The organism is Burkholderia sp. BE17 (assembly GCF_009362305.1).
Lineage (GTDB): Bacteria > Pseudomonadota > Gammaproteobacteria > Burkholderiales > Burkholderiaceae > Burkholderia > Burkholderia pyrrocinia_C.
Map to the genome: position 1 here is coordinate 1 of NZ_WHNU01000040.1, position 26,535 is coordinate 26,535.

The following is a 26,535-nucleotide window of genomic DNA, read 5'->3' on the forward strand; positions in this document are numbered from 1 at the left end:
AAGAGACAGGGTGACGGGTGACGGGTGACGGTGAGGCATTCGCGGCGCTGTCGGTGCCGACGTGCAAGGCCGTCAACGATCTGCTGCGCTAGCCGCCGCGCAAGCGCCGCGAGGCGGCCCCGCAAAAAACAAAAAGGCCCGATCTTGCGACCGAGCCTTTCGAATTCCGTTGGTGGAGCGGAGGAGGATCGAACTCCCGACCTTCGCATTGCGAACGCGACGCTCTCCCAGCTGAGCTACCGCCCCAACAGTCAATAATCATACACACGCATTTCCGCGCTTGGCAATAGGGGTTTCAGCACCCATGAAGCGTTACTTTGACGGCGCGCCGGCCAGCACCCATTCGACCACCGAACGGACGTCGGCGTCGCTCATGCGCGGGTGCGCGGGCATCGGAATCGCACCCCAGACGCCGGAACCGCCTTCCTTCACCTTCTTCTGCAGCTTCGCCGCGGCCTGTGGATCGGACTTGTAGCGGGCGGCGATATCCTTGAACGACGGGCCGACCAGCTTGCGGTCGACCGCGTGGCAGCCCATGCATGCGTTGCCGCGCGCCACCTTCAGGCCGTCGCCGACGTCCGCATGCGCGGCGCCCAGCGTGCCGGCCACGAGCGCCACGGCCGCGGCGCCCTGCACCACCCACTGTTTCATCTGCTTCATCTGCACGATCTTCATTGCGACGGCGCCTTCGGGTTGCCCGGGTGCACGTTCGACGAATTCGAGATCGGCGCGGGCGGCTGCAGCGGCGTGGACTGCACCGACGCGTCGGGCACCGCACCGACCGTCGCGCTGTCCGCCGGCGCGGCGGCAGCCTGCGTGTCGGACGCGCCGCTCGCGGGCGACGCGGCCTGCAGCGCCTGCGCATCCTGCGGCTTGACGTACTGGAACACCTTCACGACCTTCTCGACGCCCGGCACCTGGCTCGCGGCTTCGGCGCCGCGATTGCCTTCGTCTACCGTCACTAGGCCCATCAGGTAAAGGTTGCCGCGCTCGCTGACGACCTTGTAGTAGTTCGCCGAAATACCCTTCGTCGCGATCAGCTCGGACTTCACGCGCCCTTCGAGGTACGAGTCGTTCGCACGCGACGACAACGACGCCGCCGGCTCGACCGACAGCTCGTTGACGATGCCGTTCACGTTGTTGATGCCGCGCACGATCTCCTCGGCGCGCTGCTTCGACGCATTGTTCGGCACTTCGCCCGTCAGCAGCACGCGGCGGTTGAACACCGTCACGTTCACGTGCGACTGGTCGGGCAACCCGTTGTTGATCTGCGAAAGTGCCTTGACCTGGATCTCGCGATCTTCCGTCTGCGCACCGAGCGTACGGCGATCGGTCGCGATCAACGCGCCGCCGCCGGCCGCTGCACCCACGACCCCGAGCACACAACCCTGCAGCGATACGGCGAGGCCCGCCGTCAGCGCGGCGAGCAGCGTGGTTCTGACGAGCGTCTGTTTGACGCGGCTTTGATTCATCGACGGCTCTCCTTCGTTCAATCCTCACCCAGCAGCATCGCGTCGATGCCGTCGCACAGGCAGTGGATAGTCAGCAGATGGACTTCGTGGATGCGCGCCGCGCGAACGGCGGGCACGCTGATCGGAATATCGGTGTCGGACAGCGCGGCCGCGACCGCGTGGCCGTTGCCGCCCGTCAGCGCGACGACGGTCATCTCGCGCTCGTGCGCTTCGTCGATCGCCGCGAGCACGCGCGGCGACGCTCCGCCCGGGTCGAGCACCAGCAGGATGTCGCCGGTCTGGCCGAGCACGCGCACCTGCTGCGCGAACAGTTGCTCGGCGGCCGCCGTGCCCGCGAGGCCGGCCTGCGACGCATCGGTGGCGAGCGCGATCGCGGGCAGGCCCGGACGCTCGCGCTCGAAGCCACCGACGAGCGACACCGCGAGATAGTGTGCGGCGGCGGCCGACGGGCCGTCACCGCACGCGACGATCTTGTTGCCGTTCGCCAGCGCGGCGAACATCGCGTCGACCGCGGCTGCGATCGGCAACGACAGCGCGTCGGCCGCTTCGGCGTGAAGCGCGGCGCTGTCGCGAAATTGTTGCTGAATACGTTCGACTGACATCGATTCCTGGTGAACTGGGCGCGTGGCACGCATCGCGCGACATCGTGGGTGCGGCGAGTTTACCGTACTCCGGCACCCTCTCCGGCGGTCCGGCAAGAACTCTTTACATCTCGTCACAGCTCGCGGCTACGCATCGTCGGTACGAAATGCGTCGCGCAGCCACACGAGCCGTCCGGCTTCGAACGCGACGACGTCGAAACGGCACGCGGCGCCGGCACCGTGCCGCGCCCAGAACTGCAGCGCCGCGGCGACCAGACGCCGCCGCTTGCGCCAGCCGACGCTCGCGGCCGCGCCGCCATGCCTGACGCTGCGCCGCGCGCGCACTTCGACGAACACGAGCATGCCGTCGGGCTCGCGCATCACGAGATCGAGCTCGCCGCCGCGCATCGTCACGTTCGCCGCAACGAACACGAGCCCGCGGCGTTCGAGAAATTGCCGTGCACGCTGCTCGAATGCCGCGCCGACCGGTTTGGATCGCGCCGCACCGGAAAAGTTGTCGCCCGCGCGCGGCAAACCGCGCCTGCCATCCGGCCGCGCCGGCGCCGCGTGGCACAATGCCGTCCTTGTTCCGCTTGCGCCGCGATTGCGCGCATTGCCTGCCATGACTGCCCTCCTCGAACTCGCGCATACGCAGCACTACCCGAGCGCCACGCTCTACGTGGTCGCCACGCCGATCGGCAACACCGCCGACATCACGCTGCGCGCGCTGCACGTGCTCGGCCTCGCCGACCGCATCGCGGCCGAAGACACCCGCAACACGGGCCAGCTGCTCGCCCGCTACGGGATCTCGAAGCCGCTCCTTGCCGTGCACGAGCACAACGAACGCGAAGCCGCTCAGCGCGTGATCGAACTGCTGCGCGCCGGCGAGCGCGTGGCGTACGTATCGGATGCCGGCACACCGGGCATCTCGGACCCCGGCGCGCGGCTCGTCGACGCGGTACGCACCGCCGGCTTCGCCGTGATTCCGCTGCCGGGCCCGAGCGCGGCCGTGACCGCGTTGAGCGTGGCCGGCGACTGGGCCGGCTCGTTCACGTTCGCGGGCTTCCTGCCGCCGAAGGCCAAACAGCGCGCAACCGCGCTGCAGGCGCTGGTGTCGCACCCGTATGCGCTGGTGTTCTACGAAGCGCCGCACCGGATCGCCGAAACCGTCGCCGCGCTCGCCGACGCGTTCGGCCCCGCACGCCGGCTGCTGATCGCGCGCGAGCTCACCAAGCTACACGAGCAACTGTTCCAGGGCACCCTGGCCGAAGGACAGATCTGGCTCGCCGGCGATGCGAACCGGCAGCGCGGCGAATTCGTGCTGGTCGTCGAAGGCGCGCCGGCGGCGAGCGGCGAAGCCGACGACACCGCGCACGACGCGCTGCTCAGGCTGCTGCTGGAAGAAGTGCCGGTGAAGAGCGCGGCCAAGCTCGCGGCCGCGCTGACGGGCGCGTCGCGCAACACGCTGTATGCGCGCGCGCTCGCGCTGAAGGAAGGCTGACGCGCGACGGCGCCGCGCGGAAACGACAAAGGGCTGCCGGAAGGCAGCCCTTTGTACATGAGCGGATGATCCGCCGCGTTACTTCGCCGAGACCGACGCGAACATTTCGTCGCGCGCGTCGCGCGCTTCCCGCGGCGACAGCCCTTCGATCTTCACGCGGCCCGTGCCGGCGTGCACGAGGCCGATCATCTTGGCGGCCGCATACGACAGGTCGAGCACACGGCCGCGCTTGAACGGCCCGCGATCGTTGACCTTCACGACGACCCACTTGCCGGTCGACGCATTCGTCACCTTGATGTACGACGAAAGCGGCAGCGTGCGGTGCGCGGCGGTGAGCGCGTTCATGTTGAAACGCTCGCCGTTCGCGGTGCGGCGGCCGTGGAAATCCCGCCCGTACCAGGAAGCGCGACCCGTCTGGCGGAAGTCGGACACATCCTTGCCGTCGATCGGCTCGGCGTCCGCCAGCGACGGCTTCTTCGCGTCCTTGCTGTCGGCAGCCGGCATCGACGCCAGTGCGGAATCGAAATTCAGTTGTTGCTTGTCGTTGTCCGCCTTCGCGGCAGCGGCCGTCTTGTCGACCGCGTTCTTCTGGTTCGCGCTTCCGGTGGTCTGGCTGGGTGGCACCGCACAGCCCGTCAACGCAAAAAATAATGCAATGGTCCCGAATCGACTCGGAAATCGTACGTTCATCGACGTGTCGCCTTCTGGTTCGGGCCGCCGCGTCAAAACGCTGCTCAACAACGCAGACACGCAGCCCGGACGGCAAATGCGTGCACGCCCCGCTCGAATGCGAGCAGGCGGCTAGCATGGGCGCGGCTTTCGTCTATGCCGCAACCGTCCTGATTAGCTTTCACGTCTGGCGCAACCTGTCCCCAACAGCCTGACCAGACCCCACATGCCGCCATCGAACATGGCTTCACGTTCGCGCGCGTCGATACGACCGACTCACAGGAACGGCGGCACAGGCCTCATCCGGCGGCGCGGCAGCAGGGCCGCAGGCGGGCGCGCAGCACCCGGCCGGACAAGACGTGAGCACCGACTACTCGGTGCTGGATACACCGCCGGACTCCCCGGCGGCTGATGCTTGACGGTGAATCCGACGCCCCATTTAACGGGGCCGAAACACCAGCGAATTGCGTAAAATTCACGCTCAATGGGGCGCATTATACATAAACCAAAACGCCATCCCGAAAAGCGGCCCGTCCGGAGCATTGATTCTCGCTATGGCGGTAACAATCGACATGCTCCGGGATTGCCCGTAGACACGCATCGCGCGGTGCGCCGCTCGGGCGGCAGGCAGCGCGCGCGACCGGTACAATCGCTCCTTTTAGCCGCCGGTGCCTCCATGAAAGTCACGCTCATTCCGGTCACGCCGTTCCAGCAGAACTGCTCGCTGCTCGTCTGCGAGAAGACGGGCCGCGCCGCCGTCGTCGATCCGGGCGGCGATCTCGACCGGATCGAACAGGAAGTCGCGCGGCAGAACGTGCAGGTCGAGAAGGTGCTGCTCACGCACGGGCACATCGATCACTGCGCGGGCGCGAAGACGCTCGCGACGCACTACGGCGTGCCGATCGAGGGGCCGCAGGAAGAAGAGCGCTTCTGGATCGAGAAGCTGCCGACGCAGAGCGAGCGCTTCGGCTTTCCGGCCGCCGACGCCTTCGAGCCGGACCGCTGGCTGAACGACGGCGACACCGTGCGGTTCGGCGACGAGACGCTCGAGGTCTATCACTGCCCGGGCCACACGCCGGGCCACGTCGTGTTCTTCAGCCGCGCGCATCGCGTCGCGATCGTCGGCGACGTATTGTTCGCGGGCTCGATCGGCCGTACCGATTTCCCGCGCGGCAATCACGCGGATCTCGTCCGTTCGATCAAGGAAAAACTGTGGCCGCTCGGCGACGACGTCACGTTCGTGCCGGGCCACGGCCCCGTGTCGACGTTCGGCGACGAGCGCCGCACGAACCCGTTCGTGTCCGACAAGGTATTCGGATGAACCAGACCGCCATTCAGGAAATCTACGTCAGCACCGACGTCGAGGCCGACGGCCCGATTCCCGGCCCGCATTCGATGCTGAGCTTCGCATCGGCCGCCTATACCGAGGACAAGCAGCTGATCGCGACGTTCTCGGCAAACCTCGAGACGCTGCCCGGCGCACAGGCGCATCCGGTTCAGGAAGCGTGGTGGAAGACCGAGCCCGACGCATGGGCCGCGTGCCGGCGCGACCTGCAGGCGCCCGAGGCGGCGCTGGTCGCGTACGTCGACTGGGTCGAGGCGCTGCCCGGCAAGCCCGTGTTCGTCGCGATGCCGGCCGGTTTCGACTTCACGTTCATGTTCTGGTACATGATGCGCTTCGCGGGACGCTGCCCGTTCTCGTGGTCGGCGCTCGACATCAAGACGCTCGCGTTCGCGATGACGGGGCTGCCGTACCGCAAGGCGATCAAGCCGCGCTTTCCGAAGCACTGGTTCGACGACCACCCGCACACGCATGTCGCGCTCGACGACGCGATCGAGCAAGGCGCGCTGTTCTGCAACATGCTCGCCGACCTGCGCCGGCAGCAGGCCGCGCTCGCGGGCCTCGCCGTGTCGGACACCGATCGGTCGGAAAACGCGGGAGCGGGACAAAATCCCACGGATCCGCGAGCAAATTAGCGAATCTCGCTCAACAGCGCCGCGCCAGATTGCCTTTCCTTTCCCGGCCCTCTAACATTCAGCGTGTTGTAGCTGCCGCATGGAGGCGCAGGTGACGCTCGATTCCTTTTCGCAAAAAATCCTTCGCCTGTTGCAGCTCGACGCGCGCCGTTCCGTACAGGAAATCTCCGACCAGGTCGGCCTGTCGAGCACGCCGTGCTGGCGCCGCATCAAGGACATGGAACAGTCTGGCGTGATCCAGCGCTACACGGCGCTGCTTGATCGCGAGAAGCTCGGCCTGCACGTGTGCGCGCTCGCGCACGTGCACCTGACCCGCCACAACGAAGGCGGCGTCGAGCAGTTCGAGCGCGAGATCGCGACCTGCCCGGAAGTCACCGAGTGCTACAGCACGACCGGCGAAGCCGATTACATCCTCAAGATCGTCGCACCCGACATCAAGGCCTACGACGTGTTCCTGCACGAACGCATCTTCAAGATCCCGGCCGTGTCGCAGGTGCGCACGAGCGTCGTGCTGCGCGAGATCAAGTTCGACACGCAACTGCCGCTGTAACGCGCGGGCCCGCACGGACGGCCCGCGTTCGCGGGCATCGCGTCACGCCTGCGCGGGCACCGTGCGCGTGAAGCCGATCCGGCGCGCGCCGAATTCGCGCTTCAACGCGTCGGCGTCGAGCCGGCCGGCCAGCGCCGCATCGGTGTCGCCCGGATCGCTGGCGAGCGTCACGTCGATCTCGAGCCCCGTACTCAGGTAATGCAGGTTGATCGCCGCCGCGCGCAGCCCGCGCTGCGCGAGCGCCGCCTCGAGCCGTGCCGCGATCTCGCCGCGCGGCGGCAGCGCGAGCGCCGGACGGCGCGCCGTGTCGTTCTCGGGGTCGACGTGGATCAGCGCATCGAGCACGCGCGGGTCGGACAGCACGCGTGCGCGCGCGGTCTCGGCGATGTAATGCCCTTCGGACACGGAGATCTTCGGGTCGACGAGGATGTGCGCGTCGACGAGCGCGGCATCGCCCATCTTGCGCGTGCGCAGGTCGTGCACGTCGCGCACGCCGGGGGTCGCCGCGAGCAGCGCGTGGATCTCGGCCGTGTCGGCCGTGTCGAGCGCGCGGTCGGAGAGATCCTGCAACGCGTCATAACCGAACGTCCAGCCCATGCGCGCAACCATGAAGCCGACGATCGCCGCCGCGATCGGGTCGAGCAGCCGCACGCCGGCCAGGCTGCCGACGATGCCGATCGCGACGACGAGCGACGACGCGGCGTCCGAACGCGCATGCCATGCGTTCGCGACGAGCATCGCCGAGCGCACGCGCCGCGCCTCGCGCAGCATGTAGCGAAACAACGCTTCTTTCGACACGAGCACCGTCAGCGCGACGATCAGCGCGGAAAAGTGCACGGCCGGAATGTTTTCGAGATTAACGAGCCGGTCGCCGGCGCGCCAGAGCATGCCGATTCCGACCGCAATCAGGATCGCGCCGAGAAACAGCGACGCGACCGTCTCGTAGCGGCTGTGTCCGTAATTGTGGTCGGCGTCCGGCGATGCGCCGCTATGCCGATTCGCAACCAGCACGACGAAATCCGAGATCAAATCGGAAATCGAATGCACACCGTCGGCAATCAACGCCTGCGAATGCGCAATCGTGCCGACGACGATCTGAAATGTCGCAAGCACGACATTCAGCACAATACTGACGAGCGTGCTCTTGCGCGCAACTGCGTGCTTATCTGCGCTTAGCGCGTCGCCGGAAAACGTGGACATGAAATATGAGATATCGGTGTGCGATACGCAATTCTATCAAAGGCGCCCCGCAAGCTCCGCCAATACCCACAAATTTCTCATTCAAATCAACCGCTTATACGAACGTGTCGCATTTTCATTCACGCGGCATTATTACAATTCCATGACACTTCCCGCACGCTGGCCGGTGTCCGGAAACAAAAAAGCCGCGCTCCTGAACGGACACGCGGCTCTTTTGAGCAGACGACTTAAACAAGCGTTTAAATCGCAAACTGTTCGCGGTTCTTGCCGGCGATCCAGCGCGGCGGCTTGCCGCGGCCCGACCACGTCGCGCCCGATTCCGGATCGCGGTATTTCGCGGCCACGCCTGCGCGCGGACGGCCAACCTTACCTGCCTTCGCGCGGTTGAGGCCGAGTTCGGCGAGCGAAAAGCCGTAGTCGGCAATTTTCTGCTTCACGTCATTCAGCACTTCAGCGTATTCACGCGACTTCGCTTCTTCGATTTGCTTCTCCAGCTTTTCCCGCTGGGCCAGCAGGTCCTTGTAAGAAGACATAGTTTCCCTTTCTATCTGACTAATGGCGCCGGTCTGCAGCCAGCTCACCATTCATGAAATATATGTGCCTCGGATTTTCGAAGGCAGAGATTAGCACAAAAAAGATTTGATAGAAGCGAGATTCATGAAAATCCCGAGATCAATTGTAATTCGCACATGTCATTTTGACCGGACGCGGCCTTTTCTCAAATTTTTACGCTCCTCCACAGAGATTAGGACATTAGCGATCGTCTATTAAGGCTATCAACATACGCAATTACCCTGCATACTAAAAATCAAAGCTTTCATAGAACGACAGGTTTGCGAAAATCGGATGGTGCGGCTGGCTGAACGGACAAACCGGTAACCCGCGGCGTCACGTCACATCCCGCGCGCATGCGATCAGCCGGTCGCGCAGTGCGCCGGCATCGGCCGGCGGCGCGTCGAACTGCGTGCGCACGCGGCGGCCGTCGCACCGCCAGTCGGCGCCGTGGCGATCGACGCCGAGCAATTCGAGCCCGTCGCGGCGCGCGTCGCCGGCATCGTATGCGTCCCACAGTGCCTGCTCCTCGTCGAACCCGAGCGGCGGCAGCGTATCGAGATGCTTGCCGTCGACCCAGCCCATGCGCCCGAAGCCGCCGATATAGCGCAGCCGCTCGATATCGAGCGCGCGGAACGTGAAATCGCCGAGCGCGAGATAACGCGCGGCGTCCGGCTCGTAGCGCAAGTAGCGCGCGGTGACGTGCGGATCGTCGCAAAGCGGCACGAAACGGCCGAGCAGCGTCGCGCGTTCGGCGTTCAGCACGTCGCCGTCGGGCGCGTCGACGACGAGGAAGCCCGCGCGCGGATCGGCGTCGAGATTGCGCGTGTGTTCGGCGAGGCCGCTCACGAGGATCACGGGCCGATGGCTTGCATCGGGCGCAAACGGGACGACCGTCGGATACGGGAAGCCCTGCGGATCGCGCGCATGGGTGGCAAGCGTGCCGAGCGCGCAGCGGTGCAGCAGATGCAGGGCGAAGGCGGGATCGATGTTCAAGAGGACTCCTGCGGTCGAAGGGCGGCGCTTCGGGCACGCCGCGTGCGCTTCGATGTTACCCGCGGGCGCTGCGCGCCGCGTATCGGCCGAACGGCCGATGCGGCGCCAGGCACCGGACGGACGGCGCGCTGCCGCGACGTGGCCGAATCGCCTGATCGCCTGATCGCCTGATCGCCTGATCGCCTGATCGCCGGTTCGCCGGTTCGCCGGTTCGCCGGTTTGCCGGTTTGCCGGTTTGCCGGTTTGCCGGTTTGCCGGTTTGCCGGTTCGCCGGTTCGCCGGTTCGCCGGTTCGCCGGTTCGCCGGTTCGCCGGTTCGCCGGTTCGCCGGATCGCCGGATCGCCGAACTGTCCACCGAACGAGCAGCGCCCGGCAGGATCGTAAGCGGTTCGATAGAATCGGACGATTCCGACGGACGCCGCGTGCGTCCGCGCATCCTTTGACGAGCCTTCCGTGTCCGAATCCTCCTCCCCCGAATCGTCGTCCCCGTTCGCCGCGCCGCCCGACTCGCATCGCGTGCTGTCGCTCCCGGCCCGCCAGCGTGCACGCACGGCGTCGATGGCGCTGTTCTTCGTCGCCGGCATGATGTACGCGTCGTGGGGCGTGCACGTGCCGACCGTGCGCGACAAGTTCGCGCTGAGCCCCGGGCTGCTGTCGATCGCGCTGTTCGCGGTCGCCGGCGGCTCGATCGCCGCGATGCTGACCATCGCGCGCTGGATCGCGCGCGTCGGCTCGCGCACCGCGTGCCTCGCGGGCGGGCTCGTGATGTCCGCGTGCGCGGCGCTGATCCTCGTTGTGCCCGACTACTGGATGCTGCTCGGCGTGCTCGCGGTGTTCGGCTTCTCGATGGCGACGCTCGACGTCGCGATGAACGCCGAGGCCAGCGCGGTCGAGATCGCACTCGGCAAGCCGATCATGTCGTCGCTGCACGGCATGTTCAGCATCGGCGGGATGTCGGGCGCGGCGGCCGGCGGCGCGCTGCTGTCGGCCGGCATGGCGCCGGCCGCGCATCTCGCGCTTGCGGCCGCGGCAAGCGCCGCGGTGCTCGTGGCCGCGAGCCCGGCCGTGCTGCCGCATGTGCCGCACCACGAACACGCGCACGGCGGCGGCAACCGCTGGCGCTCGCCCGCGCTGTGGATGCTCGGCGGCATCGCGCTGGTCGCGTTGATCGCCGAAGGCGCGATGTACGACTGGGCGACGGTCTACATGCGCGACGTCGTCGCGGCGAGCCCCGCGCTTGCAAGCGCCGCGTACGCGGCGTTCTCGGGCGGGATGGCCATCGCGCGCTTCGCGGGCGACGCCGTGCGCGCCCGCTTCGGCGCGCCGCAGCTCGTGTTCGCGAGCGCGTCGCTCGCGTGCGCGGGGATGATCGGCGCGCCGCTGCTGCCGTATCCGCCCGCCGTGCTGACCGGCTTCACGCTGATGGGCCTCGGCCTCGCGAACATGATGCCCGTGCTGTTCGCGGCCGCCGCGCGCGTGAAAGGCATCCACGCGGCCGAAGGGCTCGCGCATGTGGCCGGGCTTGCGTATTTCGGACTGCTGTTCGGCCCGGTCGTGATCGGCGCGGTCGCGCAGGCCGCGAACCTGACGATCGGCCTGTCGGTCGTCGCGCTGTGCGCGGCGCTCGTCGCGGCCGTCGCGCCGAAGGTGCTCGCGCACCTGAAGATCTGACGGCATGGCGCCCGTCAGCCAAAAAGAAAGCGCGCATGCGTTGCCGCATGCGCGCTTTCGCCCCTGCTGTTGACCGCCTGTTGCGTTACATCTTCACTTCGTCGAGCAGCGTCTTCTTGCCGCTCTTGTAGTTGTACAGCGAGATCACGCCGTGCTGCAGGTCGCCCTTCGAGTCGAAGGTCGTCGTGCCGATCACGCCCGTGTAGTTCGTCGCCGGCATCGCCCCGAGGATCTTCGCCGGGTCCGTCGAGTTCGAGCGCTTCATCGCGTCGACGACGATGTACACGGCGTCATACGTGAACGGTGCGTAGATCTGGATCGGCTGGCCGAAGCGCTTCTCGAACTTCGCCTTGAACGTGCTGCCGCCCGGCATCTTCTCGAGCGAAGCGCCCGCTTCCGAGCACACGACGTTGTCGGTCGCATCGCCGGCCAGGTCGGCCAGCTTTTCCGTGCACACGCCGTCGCCCGCGAGGATCTTCGCGCGCACGCCAAGCTGCTTCGCCTGCTTCGCGAACGGGCCGCCGGTGGCGTCCATGCCGCCGTACATGATCGCGTCCGGGTTCTCACCCTTGATCTTGGTCAGAATCGCGCGGAAGTCGACCGCCTTGTCGTTCGTCGCATCGTGCGACATCACCTTCAGGCCGAGCGCCTTCGCCTTCTTCTCGAACTCGTTCGCGAGACCCTGGCCGTATGCGGTCGAATCGTCGACCACCGCCACGCTCTTGATGCCCTTCGAGTGCGCGTAGTTCGCGAGTGCCGGGCCCTGCTGCGCATCGGTCGCCACCACGCGGTACGTGGTCTTGAAGCCTTGCTGCGTGTAGGCCGGGTTGGTCGCCGACGGCGAGATCTGCACGATGCCCGCATCGCTGTAGATCTTCGAGGCCGGGATCGACGTGCCCGAGTTCAGGTGGCCGATGACGGCGACGACCTTGTCGTCGACGAGCTTCTGCGCAACCTGCGTGGCCTGCCGCGGGTCGGCCGCGTCATCCTGCGGGTCGAGTTGCAGCGTGATTTTCTGGCCGCCGACCGTGAGACCCTTGGCGTTGATCTCCTCGACTGCGAGACGCGCACCGTTTTCGTTGTCCTTGCCCAGGTGGGCAATGCCGCCCGTCAAGGGCGCGACGTGGCCGATCTTGACGACTTGATCGGCGGCCGCGTTGCTTGCAGCTGCAACGCACAGCATCGCCGCTGCGGTGATCGGCAACAGCTTCTGCATTTTGATATTCATGTAAGTCTCCAGTTTCGGTCCCAAAAAACGCCATCGCCCGGTGCCCCGCTGCCATCCCTGTGTTTGCATTCACTGGACGATTCGCCGGTTGCATCCTTCATGCACTTGGCCTCAAGCACGTGAAAACAGCCGCTTTTAGCAACCGCCCGTCCGTACTTGCGCGCAAGTGTAGGTGATCAAATTAATTTGTGGGACTTTTTTGGGGTAGTGGTAACACTACCGATATGCGCACTTTGGAATGATGACTCGAATATCGCTACAAGCCGCGCCGAATAAGGGTTTCCGCTAGTTTCCGGCAGCTTGTCGAAAGGTGGTTTCAAGAGATTCCCGGGGCATTTCGATTCGGTATTTTGTGCCCGCGATCATTGAATGAAACGCGCGTGACAACACGCGCGTTTCGTCGCTCGATACGAACGGTTCAGGCGGTCAATGAAGCGTACCGTTCAGGCGGTCGATGAAGCGTACCGTTCGGGCGGTCGGTGAAGCGTACCGTTCAGGCGGTCGATGAAGCGTACCGTTCAGGCGGCCGATGCGCGCCATTCGGCGTCGAGCGCGGCGACGAGCTGCGACGTCGTCAGCGCATCGCCGCGCCGCCGCGCGAGCGGCGCGCCCTGGCCGGCCCACAGCGACAGGTAGTCGCCGTCGTTCGCGCGCGCGGCAGCCTGGCGCAGCGGCTGCGTCAGCGCGTTCTGCACCGGGTACGGCGCGGCGTCGGCCACGCGTTCGCCGAGCCGCGCCATCAGCGTGTTGCGCAGCCCGCGCGCATGGCGGCCGGTGATCGCGCGCGTGACCTGCGTCGACGTATCCGCGCAAGCCAGCAGGCGTGCCTTCCAGTCCGCCGCGATCGCGCTTTCCGCGCAGGTCAGGAACGCGGTGCCGAGCTGCGCGCCCTGCGCGCCGAGCGCGAGCGCGGCCGCGATCCCGCGGCCGTCCATGATGCCGCCCGCGGCGAGCACGGGCAGGCCCGTCGCGTCGACGAGCTGCGGCACGAGCGCGAACGTGCCGATCAGCGCGTCTTCGGCAGCGCCGATGAACGTGCCGCGATGGCCGCCCGCCTCGGCGCCCTGCGCGGACAGCGCGTCGGCGCCGGCCGCCTGCCACGCGAGCCCTTCGGCGACGTGCGTCGCGGTGCCGATCACATAGGTGCCGGCGGCCTTCAGCCGCGCGACGTCGGCCGCATCGAGCACGCCGAACGTGAAGCTCGCGACCGGCACGCGCAGCGACACGAGCGCATCGAGCTGCGCGCGGAAGTCGGGCGCGTAGCGCGCGGGCGCGGCGCCCGGCGGCAGCCCGAGCGTCGCGTTCAGCGGGTCGATCGCCGCGAGTGCGCGCGCGACGGTCGCCGCATCGGGCCCGACGTCCGGCAGCACGAACAGGTTGACCGCGAACGGGCGATCGGTCGCCGCGCGAATCGCCGCGACTTCGGTCGCGAGACGATCGGGCTCGAACGCGCCGGCGCCGAGGCTGCCGAGCGCGCCGGCGTTCGATGCGGCGGCGACCATCGCGACCGTGGTCGCGCCGACCATCGGCGCCTGCACGAGCGGCAGGCGCAGGCCGAAACGTTCGGAAAAGGGCGTGGAATACGGGCGGGCAGACATGACGAATCCTTCGATGACGATGCGCGAAAGCGCTTTGTAAAAGCCGGCACATCGACTCTATCGAAGCGGCTCGCCGCCGAAAAATGAATAATCGAGATCGAAACGATCGCTGCGCGAGAAGCAGGCGCGCGCGGCACGCTCACGCGTTGCGCGTGCCCTGCAACACCAGACGATTGGTGGCACACTAGGCCGCCCTATTCCACCCGGGGCGCGCTCGGCGCATCCCGTACGCCAGGAGTTCAAAACGTGACTGCCCAATGGATCGACATCCCGACCGGTAACGACAGCTTCGGCGGCTATCTCGCGCTGCCCAAGCGCGGCAAGGGCCCCGCCGTCATCATCATCCAGGAGATCTTCGGCGTGAACTCGCACATCCGCGCGGTCGCCGACCAGTACGCGGCCGACGGCTACGTCGCGCTCGCGCCGGACGTGTTCTGGCGCACGCAGCCGCGTGTCGAGCTGACCTACGAAGGCGCGGATCGCGACAAGGGCATCGAATTGTTGAAAAAGACCGACGTCGGTCTCGCGGTCGCGGACATCGGCGCGGCGGCCGACGCATTGCGCGCACGCCCCGAAGTGGCCGGCAAGCTCGCCGCGATCGGCTACTGCTTCGGCGGCCAGCTCGCGTACCGTGCGGCCGCGGCCGGCAAGCTCGACGCGGCGGTCGCCTATTACGGCGGTGGCATCCAGAACGCGCTCGATCTGGCCGGCAAGGTCACGCAGCCGATCCTGTTCCACTACGCGGAAAACGACCATGGGATCCCGCTCGCGGCCGTCGACCAGGTGAAGGCCGCGTTCGCCGGCCACGGCCACGCATCCTTCCACGTGTATCCGGGCGCCGAGCACGGCTTCAACTGCACCGATCGCGCGTCGTACAACCAGCGCGCGGCGGCGCTCGCGCACGGCCGCACGCTGACGTTCCTCGCCGAGCACCTGTAACGACACCCGTCCGCGGGCCCATCGCGCCGGGCCCGCGTTATTCTCCCTTCATCGCCACGAGTCACAACGGGGGTGACAGCGATGCACTCGGACTATCTCGCGCATGACGCGATCGGCCTCGCCGCGCTCGTGCGCGACGGCAAGGCCAGCCCGCGCGAACTGCTCGATGCCGCGATCGGCCAGGCCGAAGCGGTCAATGGCGCGATCAACGCGATCGTGCTGCAGGACTACGAAGCCGCGCGCCAGCGCGCGAGCGCCGCGCCCGAACCCGGCGCCGCCGCGCCGTTCGCGGGCGTTCCGTATCTCGTCAAGGATCTCGGCGCGGCGGTCGCCGGGCTGCCGCTGTCGATGGGCAGCCGGCACTACCGGTACTACGTGCCCGCCGACGATTCGCCGGTGATCGCGCGCAGCCGCGCGGCCGGCCTCAACGTGTTCGGCAAGACCAACACGTCGGAGATCGGCCAGATGCCGTACACGGAACCCGAACTGTTCGGCGCGTGCCGCAACCCGTGGAACCTCGACCACACGCCCGGCGGCTCGAGCGGCGGCGCGGCGGCGGCCGTCGCGGCCGGCATCGTGCCGCTCGCGCATGCGTCCGACGGCGGCGGCTCGATCCGCATCCCGGCATCGTGCTGCGGGCTGTTCGGCCTGAAGCCGAGCCGCAATCCGATGCTCGTCGACCTGCCGTCGAACGGCGAGCTCGTCGTCCAGCATGCGGTCTCGCGCAGCGTGCGCGACAGCGCGCTGCTGCTCGACGTGACGACCGGCCAGACGCTGCCGCACGGCGCACCCGGCACGTTCCTCGGCGAACTCGATACGCCGCCCGGCCCGCTGCGGATCGGCCTCGTCGTCGATCCGATGCTCGCGCCGGCGCTCGCCGACGACACGCGCGCGGCGCTCGACGACGCGGCCGCGCTGCTCGAATCGCTCGGCCACCACGTCGAGCCGGCGACGCTGCACGTCGACTACGCGCGCGCGGCCGAAACCTTCCTCACGCTGTGGGCGACGATCGCCGAGGAGATGGTGCTCGGCGCGCGCGCGCTGACCGGCCGCGCGCCGCGCCGCGGCGAATTCGAAGCGGCGACGTGGGCGATGGCCGTGGTCGGCCGGCGCCTCGCGCGCACGCGCCTGCCGGACGTGCTCGAATGGCAGCGCCAGCTCACCGTGCAGGTGGCCGGCCTCGTGTCGCGCTACGACGCCATTTTGTGCGCATCGCTCGCGGGGCCGCCGGTGAAGATCGGCGAACTGCAGCCGACGCCGTTCGAATCGGCGCAGATGAAGCTGCTCGCCGCGCTGCCGGTGAAACCACTGCCGAAGGAAATGCTCGCGAAGTCTTCCGAGAAGGCGTTCGCGTGGGCCGGCTGCACCGAGCTGTTCAACCTGACCGGCCAGCCGGCGATGTCGGTACCGCTCTACTGGAATGCGCGCGGGCTGCCGATCGGCGTGCAGTTCGCCGCGCGCCACACCGACGACGCGCTGCTGCTCAGGCTCGCGCGGCAGCTCGAACAGGCACGGCCGTGGTTCGACCGCCGCCCGCCGCTGATGCAGGCGCAGCGCTGACGCGCGCGGCCGCTTCCGCAAGCATCGAAAAAAAGCCCCGCCGGCATAACCGGCGGGGCTTTTGCGCATGCAAAACGCGCGGCGGCGCTTACACGCCGAGCCGTTCGCAGATCGTCCGCGTCGCGGTCGCTGCGTTCAGCGTGTAGAAATGCAGCCCCGGCACGCCCGCGTCGATCAGGCGGCGGCACAGATCGGTGACGACATCCGCACCGAACGCGCGGATCGCGTCGCGATCGTCGCCGAAGCTCTCGAGCCGGCGCGCGACCCAGCGCGGCACTTCGGCGCCGCACATCTCGGAGAAGCGCATCAGCTGCGAGAAGTTCGTGATCGGCATGATGCCCGGCACGATCGGCACGTCCACGCCCAGCTTGCGCACATCGTCGACGAAGCGGAAATACGCGTCGGCGTTGAAGAAGTACTGCGTGATCGCGGAATTCGCGCCGGCTTTCACCTTGCGCGCGAAATTCTCGAGATCGGCCTTCGGCGAGCGCGATTGCGGGTGGTACTCGGGGTAGCCCGCGACCTCGATGTGGAACCAGTCGCCATGCTCGGCGCGGATGAAGCTGACGAGCTCGGACGCATAGCGCAGCTCGCCCACCGCGCCCATCCCCGACGGCAGGTCGCCGCGCAGCGCGACGATATGCCGGATGCCGTGCGAGCGGTACTGGTCGAGGATCGCGCGCAGGCTGTCGCGCGACGAGCCGATGCACGACAGGTGCGGCGCGGCCTCGAGGCCGTCCTTCTGCATGTCGAGCACGGTATCGAGCGTGCCCTGCTGCGTCGAGCCGCCGGCGCCGAACGTCACGGAGACGAATTTCGGCTTAAGCGGCAGCAGCTGCGCACGGGTTGCGCGCAGCTTTTCGACGCCGTCCGCCGTCTTCGGCGGGAAGAATTCAAACGAGAGTTCGATCGGTTTCATGATTCGAAAGGGGTCAGCCGATGTCGCGCTGGCCGAAGATCAGCGCGGACAGCAGCCAGGACACGATGCTGTACAGGATCGAACCGAAGAACGCGGACCAGAATCCCGACACCTCGAAGCCCTTCAGCAGCGACGACGCGAACCAGAAGCACAGCGCGTTCACGACGAGGATGAACACCCCGAGCGTGACGATCGTGACGGGCAGCGTCAGCAGGATCAGCACCGGGCGGATCACCGTGTTGATCAGCCCGAGCACGACCGCGACGATCAGCGCGGTGCCGAAGCTCTTGATGTGGATCGACGGCACGAGGTACGTGATGATCAGCAGCGCGAGCGCGTTGATGACCCAGGTGAGGATAACGCTCATGGAGTGCTCCGGTTCGGTTGTCGATCTGTGCGATCGGTGGCCGCCGCCGGCCGCCGCGCGCGCCCGAAGGCGCAACGCAAGGGCCGGCGATCCGGCACCGTGCCGCCGCCGCACCGCGGGCCCCGCAGCGGGGCGCGCACGGCGCGGCGGCGGCGGCGCATCAGTAGCGGTAGTGGTTCGGCTTGAACGGGCCGTCCTTCTGCACGCCGATGTACGAAGCCTGCTCGTCCGACAGCACGGACAGGTTCGCGCCGATGCGCGCGAGGTGCAGGCGCGCGACCTTTTCATCGAGATGCTTCGGCAGCACGTACACCTTGTTCTCGTACTCGCCGCCGCGCACGAACAGCTCGATCTGCGCGAGCGTCTGGTTCGCGAACGAGTTCGACATCACGAACGACGGGTGGCCGGTCGCGCAGCCGAGGTTCACGAGGCGGCCTTCCGCCAGCAGGATCACGCGCTTGCCGTCCGGGAAGATGATGTGGTCGACCTGCGGCTTGATGTTTTCCCACTGGTACTGGCGGGTCGACGCGACGTCGATTTCCGAGTCGAAGTGGCCGATGTTGCAGACGATCGCGTTGTGGCGCATCGCCTTCATGTGATCGTGGTTGATCACGTGGTAGTTGCCGGTCGCCGTCACGAAGATGTCGGCCTTGTCGGCCGCGTATTCCATCGTCACGACGCGGTAGCCTTCCATCGCCGCCTGCAGTGCGCAGATCGGATCGATTTCGGTGACCCACACGGTAGCGCCCAAGCCGCGCAGCGACTGCGCGCAGCCCTTGCCCACGTCGCCGTAGCCCGCGACGACCGCGACCTTGCCCGCGATCATCACGTCGGTCGCGCGCTTGATGCCGTCGACGAGCGATTCACGGCAGCCGTACAGGTTGTCGAACTTCGACTTCGTGACCGAATCGTTCACGTTGAACGCCGGGAACGGCAGGCGGCCGTCCTTTTCCATCTGGTACAGGCGGTGCACGCCGGTCGTGGTTTCTTCGGTCACGCCCTTGATGTGCGCGAGGCGCTTCGAGTACCAGGTCGCGTCGATGTCGAGGTGCTTCGCGATCGACTTGTACAGTGCGACTTCTTCCTCGTTGGTCGGCTTCGCGATCACCGAACGGTCCTTCTCGGCCTTCGAGCCGAGGATCAGCAGCAGCGTTGCGTCGCCGCCGTCGTCCAGGATCATGTTCGCGAATTCGCCGTTCGGCCATTCGAAGATGCGGTGCGAGAACTCCCAGTATTCGTCGAGCGATTCGCCCTTGAACGCGAACACCGGCGTGCCGGATTCGACGATCGCGGCCGCTGCGTGGTCCTGCGTCGAGAAGATGTTGCACGATGCCCAGCGGACGTCCGCGCCGAGCGCCTTCAGCGTCTCGATCAGCACGCCCGTCTGGATCGTCATGTGCAGCGAACCTGCGATGCGCGCGCCCTTCAGCGGCTGCTGCGCCTTGTATTCGTCGCGGATTTGCACGAGGCCCGGCATTTCGGTCTCGGCGATGTTCAGTTCCTTGCGGCCCCAGCCGGCCAGCGCCATGTCGGCGACGACGTAATCCTTGGAAGCTTGCGAATCGATAATGGCGTTCATCACGCCCTCCTTTCTAAAAAAGTTCTAGATTGGTGACGTGAGCGCCGTTCAGGAAGCGGAGCCGGCGCGACGGTCGCGAAACGCGCGCCGCACGGCTGCTTGGTGAAGCCTTCCGAGCCTGGCGGACGCAGGGTGGTCCGTCGCAACGCTCCTCGGAAAACGGGAGGGATTGTAGCAAATCGGCGCGCAAAATGCGCAAGCGGCGCGAGCGATTCAAGCGCGCGGCGTCGGCGCGCGTTGCCGTCGAGAAAGGGTCAGGACTCCGCGCCGACCCACGCCTGTTCGCGCAGCCGCGCGCGCAGGCGCGCGACGGCCTGGCTGTGCAGCTGGCACACGCGCGATTCGCTCACTTCGAGCACCGCGCCGATCTCGCGCAGATTCAGACCCCGTTCGTAGTACAGCGACATCAGCAGCTTCTCGCGCTCCGGCAGCCGCTCGATCGCCTCGACGAGCGCCTCGCGCAGGTGCTCGTCGAGCAGCGACGACAGCGGATCGGCGTGATCGACGCGATAGCGGTCGAGGAACGGCTCGTCGTCGGCCGCGCGGTCGAAATCCTCGTAGTAGATGAGCTGGCTGCCGTGCAGGTCCTGCAGCATCCCCTGGTATTCGTCGAGCGGCATGTTCAGGTGTTGCGCGATCTCGGTCTCGCTCGCCGAGCGGCCGAGATGCTGCTCGACCTGGTGCACCGCGTGCTCGACCTCGCGCGACGTCTTGCGCAGGCTGCGCGGCAGCCAGTCGTTGCTGCGCAGCTCGTCGAGCATCGCGCCGCGGATGCGCTGCGTCGCGTAGGTCTCGAACTGCGCGCCCTGGTCTTCCTTGTAGCGGCCGGCCGCGTCCATCAGGCCGATCATGCCGGCCTGGATCAGGTCGTCGAGATCGACGCTCGCCGGCATCTTCGCGACGAGCTGCAGCCCGAGGCGACGCACGAGCGGCGCATATTGCGCGAGCACGTCGGCCTGGGACATCTTTCCCTGAGCGTTGTACATCATGGCTCTCTCCTTCCGGTAGCGCTCACGCGGCGTGTGCCGCGCCCGCTTCATACGACGGCTTGCCGCCCGCATGGACGGCGCGGCCCGCGCCCGAACGCGGGCGCATCGGCCAGTACAGCAGGTCGGCGGCAATCTGCCGGTAGTCGCGTGCGGCCGACGACGACGGGAACGCGTCGACCACCGCATGCGTCAGCTCGCGCGCGTGTTCGACGAGCGGATCGGCGCTCACGCAGCCCGCGTCGGCGATCGACACGGTCAGGTAGCGGCTCGCGACGCCTGCGAGGTTGTCGAAGGCCGTCTTCGCGTCGGCATGGCTGGCGACGTGATTGGTCAGCACGCGGAACTGCGCGAACGCGTGCGCGAAATGCAGCCGCTTCATGCATGCGTACGCCTCGGTGATCGCCTGCGCGGCGACCCGCGTGACGACCAGCACGTCGTGCGCTTCGCGTGCGAGCGCCGAGAACGAGCCGTCGGCGCCCAGCTGCGCGTCGACGAGGACGATGTCGGCCGGGCCGTCGATGAAGTCGCTCAGTTGCGCGTCGCTGTAGCCGGCGCGCGCGAGCCGCGCGGCCGCGCACATGCCGAAGCCGGCGGCCACCCGCGTGCGCTCGCCGTCGCGCAGCCACGCGCCCACGAGCGTCGCGCTGGCCGAATGCACGTCGGCGCGCTCGTCGACGACGAGCACATCCTTGCCGAGCGACGCGAGCGCCGCCGCCAGGTTCACGGTGGTGGACGTGCAGCCGACACCCGCCGGCCCGCCCGTCACCGCGACGATGCGCGACGCGCGCCCGGCCAGCAGGCGCCGCAGCCCTTCGGCCTGGTCGATGATTCGTTTATCCAAATCGCACCTCGTGCAGCTCGGCGGTGGAACGTGCGGTCAGTGCGGAGAGCAGCGTCGGCATGTCTTCGTCTTGCGGCACGAAGGGCGAGCCGTCGCGCGGCACACAGAACGCGCTCTTCAGCAGGAACTTGGTCGATGCGACATACAGGTTTTCCGGCACCTTCTGGCCGGTCGACACGTAGTGGACCGGCAGCTTGTAGCGGATCACCGTGTCGAGCACGCCGCCGAGGTGGGTCGCCTCGTCGAGCTTCGTGAGGATGCAGCCGGCGAGGTCCGGATGCTCGCCCGCGCTGCGATACGCCTGCACGACCTCGTTGAGCGTGTCGCCGTGGCTCGTCGCGTTGAGCAGCAGCAGGCGCTGCACCGGTGCGTTCGCGCCGTGCAGCATCGCGATCTGGTCGGACACCGCGCGGTCGCGCTGGCTCATGCCGATCGTGTCGATCAGCACGATGTGCTTGTTGCGCAGCTCGGACAGCGCGAGCGCGAGATCGCCCGCATCCTTCACCGCGTGCACCGGCACGCCGAGGATCTTGCCGAAGATGCGCAGTTGCTCGTGGCCGCCGATCCGGTAGCTGTCGGTGGTCAGCAGCGCGACCTTGCTCGCGCCGAAGCGCATCACGCAGCGTGCGGCCAGCTTCGCGGTGGTGGTGGTCTTGCCGACGCCCGTCGGCCCCATCAGCGCGAACACGCCGCCGCGCTCCATCAGCGCGTCCTCGCTGTCGAGCACCGGCAGGTTCGCCGCGAGCACCGACTGCGCCCATTCGGCGGCCTGCTCGAAGGTCTGCGCGTCGTCGCCGGACGGCAGGTTGTCGACGAGCATCCGCACGAGCTGCGCGGACAGGCCGGCCGCGAACAGGTGCTTCGTCAGCGCGCCATGCACGGCGCTGCGACGCTGGCGGTCGTGCCACATCAGGCTGTCGAACTGCTCTTCCATCATTCCGCGCAGTTCGCCGAGCTCGTGCATCACCGTGTCGTTGACGACCCGCTCGATGCGCGACTTCACCGCATCGGCCACCGCGGCGGCCGTGTCGGCGGACAGGCGCGTGCGCTCGGCGGCTTTCGCGGCGTTCGTGTCGGGCGTGCGCGGGGCGGCGGCCGGCATCCGGCGTTCGGCATCGCGCACGATGTCGCGTGCCCAGTCGGGCGACGGTGCGCTCGCGGCGCTGCGCGGCGCGGGTGCGCCGGCTTGCGTCGCCTGCGTGCGCGCGATCAGCGCGTCGCGCTGCCGAGTCAGGCGCTTCGCGTGCTCGACGAGCCACGGTGCGGGTTCGGAAGCGGGGGTTGCCGGCATCCCGGCTGCGTGCGTACCGGCGGCCGGTGCGGCGAGCGACGGCGATACCGCAGCCGGTGCTGCCGCATCGATCGTCGAAGGGTGCGCCGCCGTTTCGTCCGCGACGTCCGTTTCGTCCGCCTCGGCGCTTGCGCCGAACACCGACGAGAACACGTCCGGCAGCCCGCCGACGCCCGCTGCATACGGATTGGCGCTCGGGCGCGCGAGCGCGGCGCCCGGGCGCGACACGATGCCCTGCACCGCGGCGGCCGGCACGGAATCCGGCACGCGCGGCGCGGCGATGCGCGGCCGTGCGGCGGCCGGCAGCGTCACCGCGGCCAGGTCCGAATCGGCGAGTGCGACGATTTCGACACTGCCGTCATCGAGCGTGCGGTTCGACAGCACGACCGCGTCGGCGCCGAGCGCCTCGCGCACGAGACGAAGCGCGTCGCGGCTCGTTGCGCCGGTGAATTTGCGAATGTTCAAGCGGAACCCCCGATGACGTTAACGACTTTGATCGTGCGTGTGTCCGGCACTTCGGCGTACGACAGCACTTTCAATTGCGGCAGGCTGCGGCGCAGGAAACGCGCGAGCATCGCGCGCAGCGCGTGCTGCACCAGCAGCACGGGCGGCAGCCCGAGATTCTGTTGACGCAGCATCGCTTGCTGCGTGCCGGTCAGAAGGTTGTGCGCGAGGCCGGGTTCGAGGCCCGGGTTCGCGCCGGTGGCGAGCGCCTGCGACAGCACGCGCTCCAGATTCGAGTCGAGGCCCATCACCTGCATCTCGCCCGCGCCCGGATACCACTGCTGCGTGATCGCGCGGCCGAGCGAGAGCCGCACCGCGGCGGTGATCTCGAACGCGTCGCCGCGGCCCGCATGTTCGGACACGGCCTCGAGGATCGTGCGCATGTCGCGGATCGGCACGCCTTCCTCGAGCAGGTTCTGCAGCACTTTCTGCAGCGTCGTCAGCGAGATCGTCTTCGGCACGAGGTCCTCGACGAGCGACGGCGCGTCCTTGCCGGTGCGCTCGACGAGCGCCTGCACTTCCTGGCGGCCGAGCAGCTCGGCCGCGTGCTGGACGACGAGATGGTTCAGGTGCGTCGCGACGACCGTGCTCGCGTCGACCACCGTGTAGCCGTACACCTGCGCCTGTTCGCGCAGCGCGACGTCGATCCACACGGCCGGCAGCCCGAACGCGGGATCCTGCGTCAAGGCGCCCGGCAGCGCGGCCGTCACCTGGCCGGGGTTGATCGCGAGCCACTGGCCCGGGAACACTTCGCCGACGCCGATCTCGACGCCCTTCAGCGCGATCCGGTACGCGTTCGGCCGCAGTTCGAGGTTGTCGCGGATATGGATCACCGGCGGCAGGAAGCCGATTTCCTGCGCGAATTTCTTGCGGATGCTCTTGATGCGCTTGAGCAGCTCGCCGTCGCTGTTCTTGTCGACCAGCGGAATCAGCCGGTAGCCGACCTCGAGGCCGAGCGGGTCGATCAGCTGCACGTCGTCCCAGGTCGCCTCGTGGCTGTCGGCCGGCAGCACGGCGGGCGGCGCGATGTCGGTCACGTCGCCGGCCGCCTTGCGGGCCGCCGCGCGCTTCGTCTGCGTGCGGGCCAGCCAGATCGCGCCGCCGCCGAGCGCGAGGAACGCGAAGTGCGGCATCCCCGGGATCAGCCCCATGATCACGATGATCACGCCGGTGATCGTCAGCACGCGCGGATTCGTGAACAACTGGCCGGTGATCTGCGTGCCGATGTCCTCGTCGGTCGCGACGCGCGACACGATCACGCCGGCCGCGGTCGAGATCACGAGCGACGGGATCTGCGCGACGAGGCCGTCGCCGATCGTCAGCAGCGTGTAGTTCGTGCCGGCCGCCGCGAAGCTCATGTCGTGCTGGACCATCCCGACGATCAGCCCGCCGATCACGTTGATCGCCATGATGATCAGGCCCGCGATCGCGTCGCCGCGCACGAACTTCGACGCACCGTCCATCGACCCGTAGAACTCGGCTTCCTGCGACACGGCCAGGCGGCGCTTGCGCGCCTGTTCCTCGTTGATGAGGCCCGCGTTCAGGTCGGCGTCGATCGCCATCTGCTTGCCGGGCATCGCGTCGAGCGTGAAGCGCGCGGACACTTCGGCGATCCGCCCCGCGCCCTTCGTGATCACCATGAAGTTGATGATCATCAGGATCACGAACACGACGATGCCGACCGCGAAGTTGCCGCCGACGAGGAAGTGGCCGAACGCCTCGATCACCTGGCCGGCCGCGTCGGGGCCCGTGTGGCCCTCGAGCAGCACGACGCGCGTCGACGCGACGTTCAGCGACAGGCGCAACAGCGTCGAGAACAGCAGCACGCTCGGGAACGCCGCGAAGTCGAGCGGCTTCATCGTGTACATGCTGACGAGCAGCACCATCACCGACAGCGCGATGTTGAACGTGAACAGCAGATCCAGCAGCAGCGGCGGCAGCGGCAGGATCATCATCCCCAGGATCATGCAGATGAGGACGGGGCCCGCGAGCGCGCGCAGGTTGGTGCCCGCGAACGGGTTCGTGCGCTTCGCGAACAGGCCGGTCGGGGTGCTCATGCGGAGGCTCCTTGGTTGCCCAGGGTGTCTTCGGCCTCTTCACGTTCATCGTCGGCCGGCACCGACGTGCCCTTGTCGAGTTCGGCCGGCACGTCGAGATCGACCGGCACCGCGGGGAACGCGCCGCCTTCCGAACGGAAGCGCTTGAGCTGGTAGACCCACGCGAGCACTTCGGCGACGGCCGAGTACAGCGAGCCGGGAATCTCGCGTTCGAGTTCGACGTTGTGATACAGCGCACGCGCGAGCGGCGGCGCCTCGAGCAGCGGCACGTTGTGCTCGGCCGCGAGTTCGCGGATGCGCATGGCGACGAGGTTCACGCCCTTCGCGACGACCTTCGGCGCGCGCATCTCGCCGTCCGTGTATTGCAGCGCGACGGCGAAGTGCGTCGGGTTCGTGACGACCACGTCGGCCTTCGGCACGGCCGCCATCATCCGGCGGCGCGCGATCGCGCGCTGCTGCTGGCGGATCCGCCCCTTCACGTGCGGATCGCCTTCGTTCTCGCGATGCTCGCGCTTCACTTCTTCCTTCGTCATGCGCAACTTCTTGTTGTACTGCCAGATTTGGTAAGGCACATCGAGCGCGGCGACCACCAGCATGCCCGCGACCGTCGTGCCGCAGCACACGGCGACGAGATGCAGCGCGTCGGGCAGCGCCGCGCCGAGCGGCTGCGTCGCGAGGCCGAGCAGCTCGTCCTTGCTGCGCCAGATCGCGATGCCGCCGATCCCGCCGACGACCAGCGTCTTCGCGAGCGACATGCCGAGCTGGATCGGCCCCTGGATCGAGAAGATCCGGCCGAGGCCCGAGATCGGGTTCAGGCGGTCGAACTTCAGCTCGAAGGTTTTCTGCGAGATCAGCCAGCCGCCGAGCGCCATCGGCGCGAGCAGCGCCGCGAGGCCAGTGAGCACGAGGATCGGCAGCAGCGCGGCGAAGCCTTCGAGGCTCGCGCTGCCGGCCGCCGACAGCATCCGGTTCGTGTCGAACGCGGTCGCGCGGTCGAACGTGAACGCGCCGCGCAGCATCGCCTGCAGATGCGCGCCCGACGGGCCCGCGAGCAGCCATGCACCGTAGAACCCGGCCGCGAGCAGCGCGAACGAAGCCAGTTCGCGCGAACGCGCGACCTGCCCCTCCTCGCGCGCCTTCTCGCGGCGCCTGGGAGTGGCGGCTTCGGTCTTGTCGAGATCGCTCTCGTCTGCCACGGGGCCTCCAGTCGGGTACGGCGGAATGCCGCTTTCCAGTGACACCGATTATTCATGGAGGCGTCAAACGCCGATCGGTCGAGCAAAGCCGGGAAAGGGGGGTATTTCGGGGAATCGGGCGAGCCGGCGCGAACGGGGCCGGACGGGGGCCGGAGCGGCGCGCGAAGTGGCGCGATGCGGCGGAAAAACGCGGCGATCGGCGCGACGGTGGAGCGCGGTTCCCGGCGAGGTTCCCGGACGGGACGGTGGCGGAATGAAGCGGGGAACGGTGAAGCGAAGAAGCGGGAAAAGCGGGGAA

25 protein-coding genes, 1 tRNA gene and 1 riboswitch are annotated in these 26,535 nt (G+C 67.8%); of the genes, 7 read left to right on the forward strand and 19 right to left on the reverse strand.

Translation table 11 applies throughout. The features are described 5' to 3' along the window. Positions 1 to 170: 170 nt before the first annotated feature. From GD429_RS29515 to GD429_RS29535, 5 genes are all read right to left on the reverse strand, one after another. Positions 171 to 246 (reverse strand) — tRNA-Ala (locus GD429_RS29515). Between the two features lie 66 nt (positions 247 to 312). Then, a complete protein-coding gene (locus tag GD429_RS29520) occupies positions 313 to 675 on the reverse strand; it encodes a c-type cytochrome (protein WP_152862340.1) in 363 nt (120 codons plus the stop codon). Next, the gene (locus GD429_RS29525; protein ID WP_152862342.1) at positions 672 to 1,472 is read right to left on the reverse strand and encodes a BON domain-containing protein; all 801 of its coding nucleotides are present in this window, start codon (positions 1,470 to 1,472) and stop codon (positions 672 to 674) included. Before GD429_RS29525 ends, GD429_RS29520 begins: the two co-directional genes overlap by 4 nt. A gap of 17 nt (positions 1,473 to 1,489) precedes the next feature. After that, entirely contained in the window at positions 1,490 to 2,074 is a 585-nt protein-coding gene (locus tag GD429_RS29530; RefSeq protein ID WP_152862344.1) for an SIS domain-containing protein, read from the reverse strand. Between the two features lie 126 nt (positions 2,075 to 2,200). Next, complete coding sequence (locus tag GD429_RS29535) at positions 2,201 to 2,629, reverse strand: YraN family protein (RefSeq protein WP_193727232.1); 429 nt, start codon at positions 2,627 to 2,629, stop codon at positions 2,201 to 2,203. Positions 2,630 to 2,675: 46 nt separating this feature from the next. On the opposite strand from GD429_RS29535, the gene rsmI reads away from it, so the two are divergent. Beyond that, a complete protein-coding gene (rsmI, locus tag GD429_RS29540) occupies positions 2,676 to 3,554 on the forward strand; it encodes a 16S rRNA (cytidine(1402)-2'-O)-methyltransferase (protein WP_152862348.1) in 879 nt (292 codons plus the stop codon). A gap of 78 nt (positions 3,555 to 3,632) precedes the next feature. Here the strand turns inward: rsmI and GD429_RS29545 are convergent, their stop codons facing one another. Beyond that, entirely contained in the window at positions 3,633 to 4,244 is a 612-nt protein-coding gene (locus GD429_RS29545) for a septal ring lytic transglycosylase RlpA family protein (RefSeq protein ID WP_152862350.1), read from the reverse strand. 655 nt (positions 4,245 to 4,899) lie between these two features. On the opposite strand from GD429_RS29545, the gene GD429_RS29555 reads away from it, so the two are divergent. From GD429_RS29555 to GD429_RS29565, 3 genes are all read left to right on the forward strand, one after another. Beyond that, on the forward strand, positions 4,900 to 5,544 hold the full coding sequence (locus GD429_RS29555) for an MBL fold metallo-hydrolase (protein ID WP_152862352.1): 645 nt from the start codon (positions 4,900 to 4,902) through the stop codon (positions 5,542 to 5,544). Further along, positions 5,541 to 6,200 (forward strand): exonuclease, encoded by a 660-nt coding sequence (locus tag GD429_RS29560; RefSeq protein ID WP_152862354.1) that lies wholly within the window; start codon positions 5,541 to 5,543, stop codon positions 6,198 to 6,200. The genes GD429_RS29555 and GD429_RS29560 overlap by 4 nt, the downstream gene beginning before the upstream one ends. Positions 6,201 to 6,279: 79 nt before the next feature. Then, positions 6,280 to 6,750, forward strand: coding sequence for an Lrp/AsnC family transcriptional regulator (locus GD429_RS29565; RefSeq protein WP_006477376.1), 471 nt, complete (start codon positions 6,280 to 6,282; stop codon positions 6,748 to 6,750). A 42-nt stretch (positions 6,751 to 6,792) separates the two neighbouring features. Here GD429_RS29565 and GD429_RS29570 read toward each other — a convergent pair whose 3' ends face one another. The 3 genes from GD429_RS29570 to GD429_RS29580 all read right to left on the reverse strand — a co-directional run bounded on the left by GD429_RS29570 (position 6,793) and on the right by GD429_RS29580 (position 9,498). Then, positions 6,793 to 7,950, reverse strand: coding sequence for a cation diffusion facilitator family transporter (locus GD429_RS29570; RefSeq protein ID WP_152862356.1), 1,158 nt, complete (start codon positions 7,948 to 7,950; stop codon positions 6,793 to 6,795). Between the two features lie 239 nt (positions 7,951 to 8,189). Next, a complete protein-coding gene (locus tag GD429_RS29575; protein WP_152862471.1) occupies positions 8,190 to 8,483 on the reverse strand; it encodes an H-NS family nucleoid-associated regulatory protein in 294 nt (97 codons plus the stop codon). Between the two features lie 355 nt (positions 8,484 to 8,838). Next, the gene (locus GD429_RS29580) at positions 8,839 to 9,498 is read right to left on the reverse strand and encodes a HugZ family protein (protein WP_152862358.1); all 660 of its coding nucleotides are present in this window, start codon (positions 9,496 to 9,498) and stop codon (positions 8,839 to 8,841) included. Positions 9,499 to 9,951: 453 nt separating this feature from the next. Here GD429_RS29580 and GD429_RS29590 point away from each other — a divergent pair, with 453 nt between their 5' ends. Next, entirely contained in the window at positions 9,952 to 11,169 is a 1,218-nt protein-coding gene (locus GD429_RS29590; protein WP_321574967.1) for an MFS transporter, read from the forward strand. 85 nt (positions 11,170 to 11,254) lie between these two features. On the opposite strand, the gene GD429_RS29595 is transcribed toward GD429_RS29590, so the two are convergent. Next, on the reverse strand, positions 11,255 to 12,397 hold the full coding sequence (locus tag GD429_RS29595; RefSeq protein WP_152862362.1) for a branched-chain amino acid ABC transporter substrate-binding protein: 1,143 nt from the start codon (positions 12,395 to 12,397) through the stop codon (positions 11,255 to 11,257). A 518-nt stretch (positions 12,398 to 12,915) separates the two neighbouring features. Further along, positions 12,916 to 13,995: an NAD(P)H-dependent flavin oxidoreductase gene (locus GD429_RS29600; protein WP_152862364.1), complete on the reverse strand. Its 1,080-nt coding sequence runs from the start codon at positions 13,993 to 13,995 to the stop codon at positions 12,916 to 12,918. A gap of 246 nt (positions 13,996 to 14,241) precedes the next feature. On the opposite strand from GD429_RS29600, the gene GD429_RS29605 reads away from it, so the two are divergent. Then, on the forward strand, positions 14,242 to 14,934 hold the full coding sequence (locus GD429_RS29605) for a dienelactone hydrolase family protein (RefSeq protein WP_258282638.1): 693 nt from the start codon (positions 14,242 to 14,244) through the stop codon (positions 14,932 to 14,934). Between the two features lie 81 nt (positions 14,935 to 15,015). Next, on the forward strand, positions 15,016 to 16,494 hold the full coding sequence (locus tag GD429_RS29610; RefSeq protein WP_152862477.1) for an amidase: 1,479 nt from the start codon (positions 15,016 to 15,018) through the stop codon (positions 16,492 to 16,494). A gap of 88 nt (positions 16,495 to 16,582) precedes the next feature. On the opposite strand, the gene metF is transcribed toward GD429_RS29610, so the two are convergent. The 8 genes from metF to flhB all read right to left on the reverse strand — a co-directional run bounded on the left by metF (position 16,583) and on the right by flhB (position 26,237). Beyond that, positions 16,583 to 17,413, reverse strand: a complete 831-nt coding sequence (gene metF, locus GD429_RS29615; protein WP_152862366.1) for a methylenetetrahydrofolate reductase [NAD(P)H] — start codon at positions 17,411 to 17,413, stop codon at positions 16,583 to 16,585. A gap of 13 nt (positions 17,414 to 17,426) precedes the next feature. Continuing rightward, positions 17,427 to 17,780: a phage holin family protein gene (locus GD429_RS29620; protein WP_011882923.1), complete on the reverse strand. Its 354-nt coding sequence runs from the start codon at positions 17,778 to 17,780 to the stop codon at positions 17,427 to 17,429. A gap of 160 nt (positions 17,781 to 17,940) precedes the next feature. Continuing rightward, positions 17,941 to 19,359 carry an adenosylhomocysteinase gene (gene ahcY / locus GD429_RS29625; protein ID WP_152862368.1) on the reverse strand — a complete coding sequence of 473 codons (1,419 nt, stop codon included), beginning with the start codon at positions 19,357 to 19,359 and terminating at the stop codon, positions 17,941 to 17,943. Positions 19,360 to 19,391: 32 nt separating this feature from the next. Continuing rightward, a riboswitch (S-adenosyl-L-homocysteine riboswitch) is annotated at positions 19,392 to 19,519 on the reverse strand. Positions 19,520 to 19,613: 94 nt separating this feature from the next. After that, positions 19,614 to 20,348, reverse strand: coding sequence for an RNA polymerase sigma factor FliA (locus GD429_RS29630; RefSeq protein WP_085041358.1), 735 nt, complete (start codon positions 20,346 to 20,348; stop codon positions 19,614 to 19,616). Positions 20,349 to 20,370: 22 nt separating this feature from the next. Then, positions 20,371 to 21,189, reverse strand: a complete 819-nt coding sequence (locus tag GD429_RS29635; protein WP_152862370.1) for a MinD/ParA family protein — start codon at positions 21,187 to 21,189, stop codon at positions 20,371 to 20,373. Continuing rightward, positions 21,182 to 22,945 (reverse strand): flagellar biosynthesis protein FlhF, encoded by a 1,764-nt coding sequence (flhF, locus tag GD429_RS29640; protein WP_152862372.1) that lies wholly within the window; start codon positions 22,943 to 22,945, stop codon positions 21,182 to 21,184. The genes GD429_RS29635 and flhF overlap by 8 nt, the downstream gene beginning before the upstream one ends. Beyond that, positions 22,942 to 25,041 (reverse strand): flagellar biosynthesis protein FlhA, encoded by a 2,100-nt coding sequence (gene flhA / locus GD429_RS29645; RefSeq protein WP_152862374.1) that lies wholly within the window; start codon positions 25,039 to 25,041, stop codon positions 22,942 to 22,944. Before flhA ends, flhF begins: the two co-directional genes overlap by 4 nt. Then, positions 25,038 to 26,237, reverse strand: coding sequence for a flagellar biosynthesis protein FlhB (gene flhB, locus GD429_RS29650; protein ID WP_321574971.1), 1,200 nt, complete (start codon positions 26,235 to 26,237; stop codon positions 25,038 to 25,040). Before flhB ends, flhA begins: the two co-directional genes overlap by 4 nt. Positions 26,238 to 26,535: the final 298 nt, after the last annotated feature.

What these genes read in the sequence shown, in the direction of transcription:
- GD429_RS29575 (WP_152862471.1), bottom strand. Translation starts at nt 8,483, where the DNA reads ATGTCTTCTTACAAGGACCTGCTGGCCCAGCGGGAAAAGCTGGAGAAG.
- GD429_RS29570 (WP_152862356.1), bottom strand. Translation starts at nt 7,950, where the DNA reads ATGTCCACGTTTTCCGGCGACGCGCTAAGCGCAGATAAGCACGCAGTT.
- GD429_RS29565 (WP_006477376.1), top strand. Translation starts at nt 6,280, where the DNA reads ATGGAGGCGCAGGTGACGCTCGATTCCTTTTCGCAAAAAATCCTTCGC.
- GD429_RS29620 (WP_011882923.1), bottom strand. Translation starts at nt 17,780, where the DNA reads ATGAGCGTTATCCTCACCTGGGTCATCAACGCGCTCGCGCTGCTGATC.
- flhA (WP_152862374.1), bottom strand. Translation starts at nt 25,041, where the DNA reads ATGAGCACCCCGACCGGCCTGTTCGCGAAGCGCACGAACCCGTTCGCG.
- rsmI (WP_152862348.1), top strand. Translation starts at nt 2,676, where the DNA reads ATGACTGCCCTCCTCGAACTCGCGCATACGCAGCACTACCCGAGCGCC.
- GD429_RS29600 (WP_152862364.1), bottom strand. Translation starts at nt 13,995, where the DNA reads ATGTCTGCCCGCCCGTATTCCACGCCCTTTTCCGAACGTTTCGGCCTG.
- ahcY (WP_152862368.1), bottom strand. Translation starts at nt 19,359, where the DNA reads ATGAACGCCATTATCGATTCGCAAGCTTCCAAGGATTACGTCGTCGCC.
- GD429_RS29610 (WP_152862477.1), top strand. Translation starts at nt 15,016, where the DNA reads ATGCACTCGGACTATCTCGCGCATGACGCGATCGGCCTCGCCGCGCTC.
- metF (WP_152862366.1), bottom strand. Translation starts at nt 17,413, where the DNA reads ATGAAACCGATCGAACTCTCGTTTGAATTCTTCCCGCCGAAGACGGCG.
- GD429_RS29525 (WP_152862342.1), bottom strand. Translation starts at nt 1,472, where the DNA reads ATGAATCAAAGCCGCGTCAAACAGACGCTCGTCAGAACCACGCTGCTC.
- GD429_RS29630 (WP_085041358.1), bottom strand. Translation starts at nt 20,348, where the DNA reads ATGATGTACAACGCTCAGGGAAAGATGTCCCAGGCCGACGTGCTCGCG.
- GD429_RS29595 (WP_152862362.1), bottom strand. Translation starts at nt 12,397, where the DNA reads ATGAATATCAAAATGCAGAAGCTGTTGCCGATCACCGCAGCGGCGATG.
- GD429_RS29555 (WP_152862352.1), top strand. Translation starts at nt 4,900, where the DNA reads ATGAAAGTCACGCTCATTCCGGTCACGCCGTTCCAGCAGAACTGCTCG.
- GD429_RS29560 (WP_152862354.1), top strand. Translation starts at nt 5,541, where the DNA reads ATGAACCAGACCGCCATTCAGGAAATCTACGTCAGCACCGACGTCGAG.
- GD429_RS29520 (WP_152862340.1), bottom strand. Translation starts at nt 675, where the DNA reads ATGAAGATCGTGCAGATGAAGCAGATGAAACAGTGGGTGGTGCAGGGC.
- GD429_RS29530 (WP_152862344.1), bottom strand. Translation starts at nt 2,074, where the DNA reads ATGTCAGTCGAACGTATTCAGCAACAATTTCGCGACAGCGCCGCGCTT.
- GD429_RS29545 (WP_152862350.1), bottom strand. Translation starts at nt 4,244, where the DNA reads ATGAACGTACGATTTCCGAGTCGATTCGGGACCATTGCATTATTTTTT.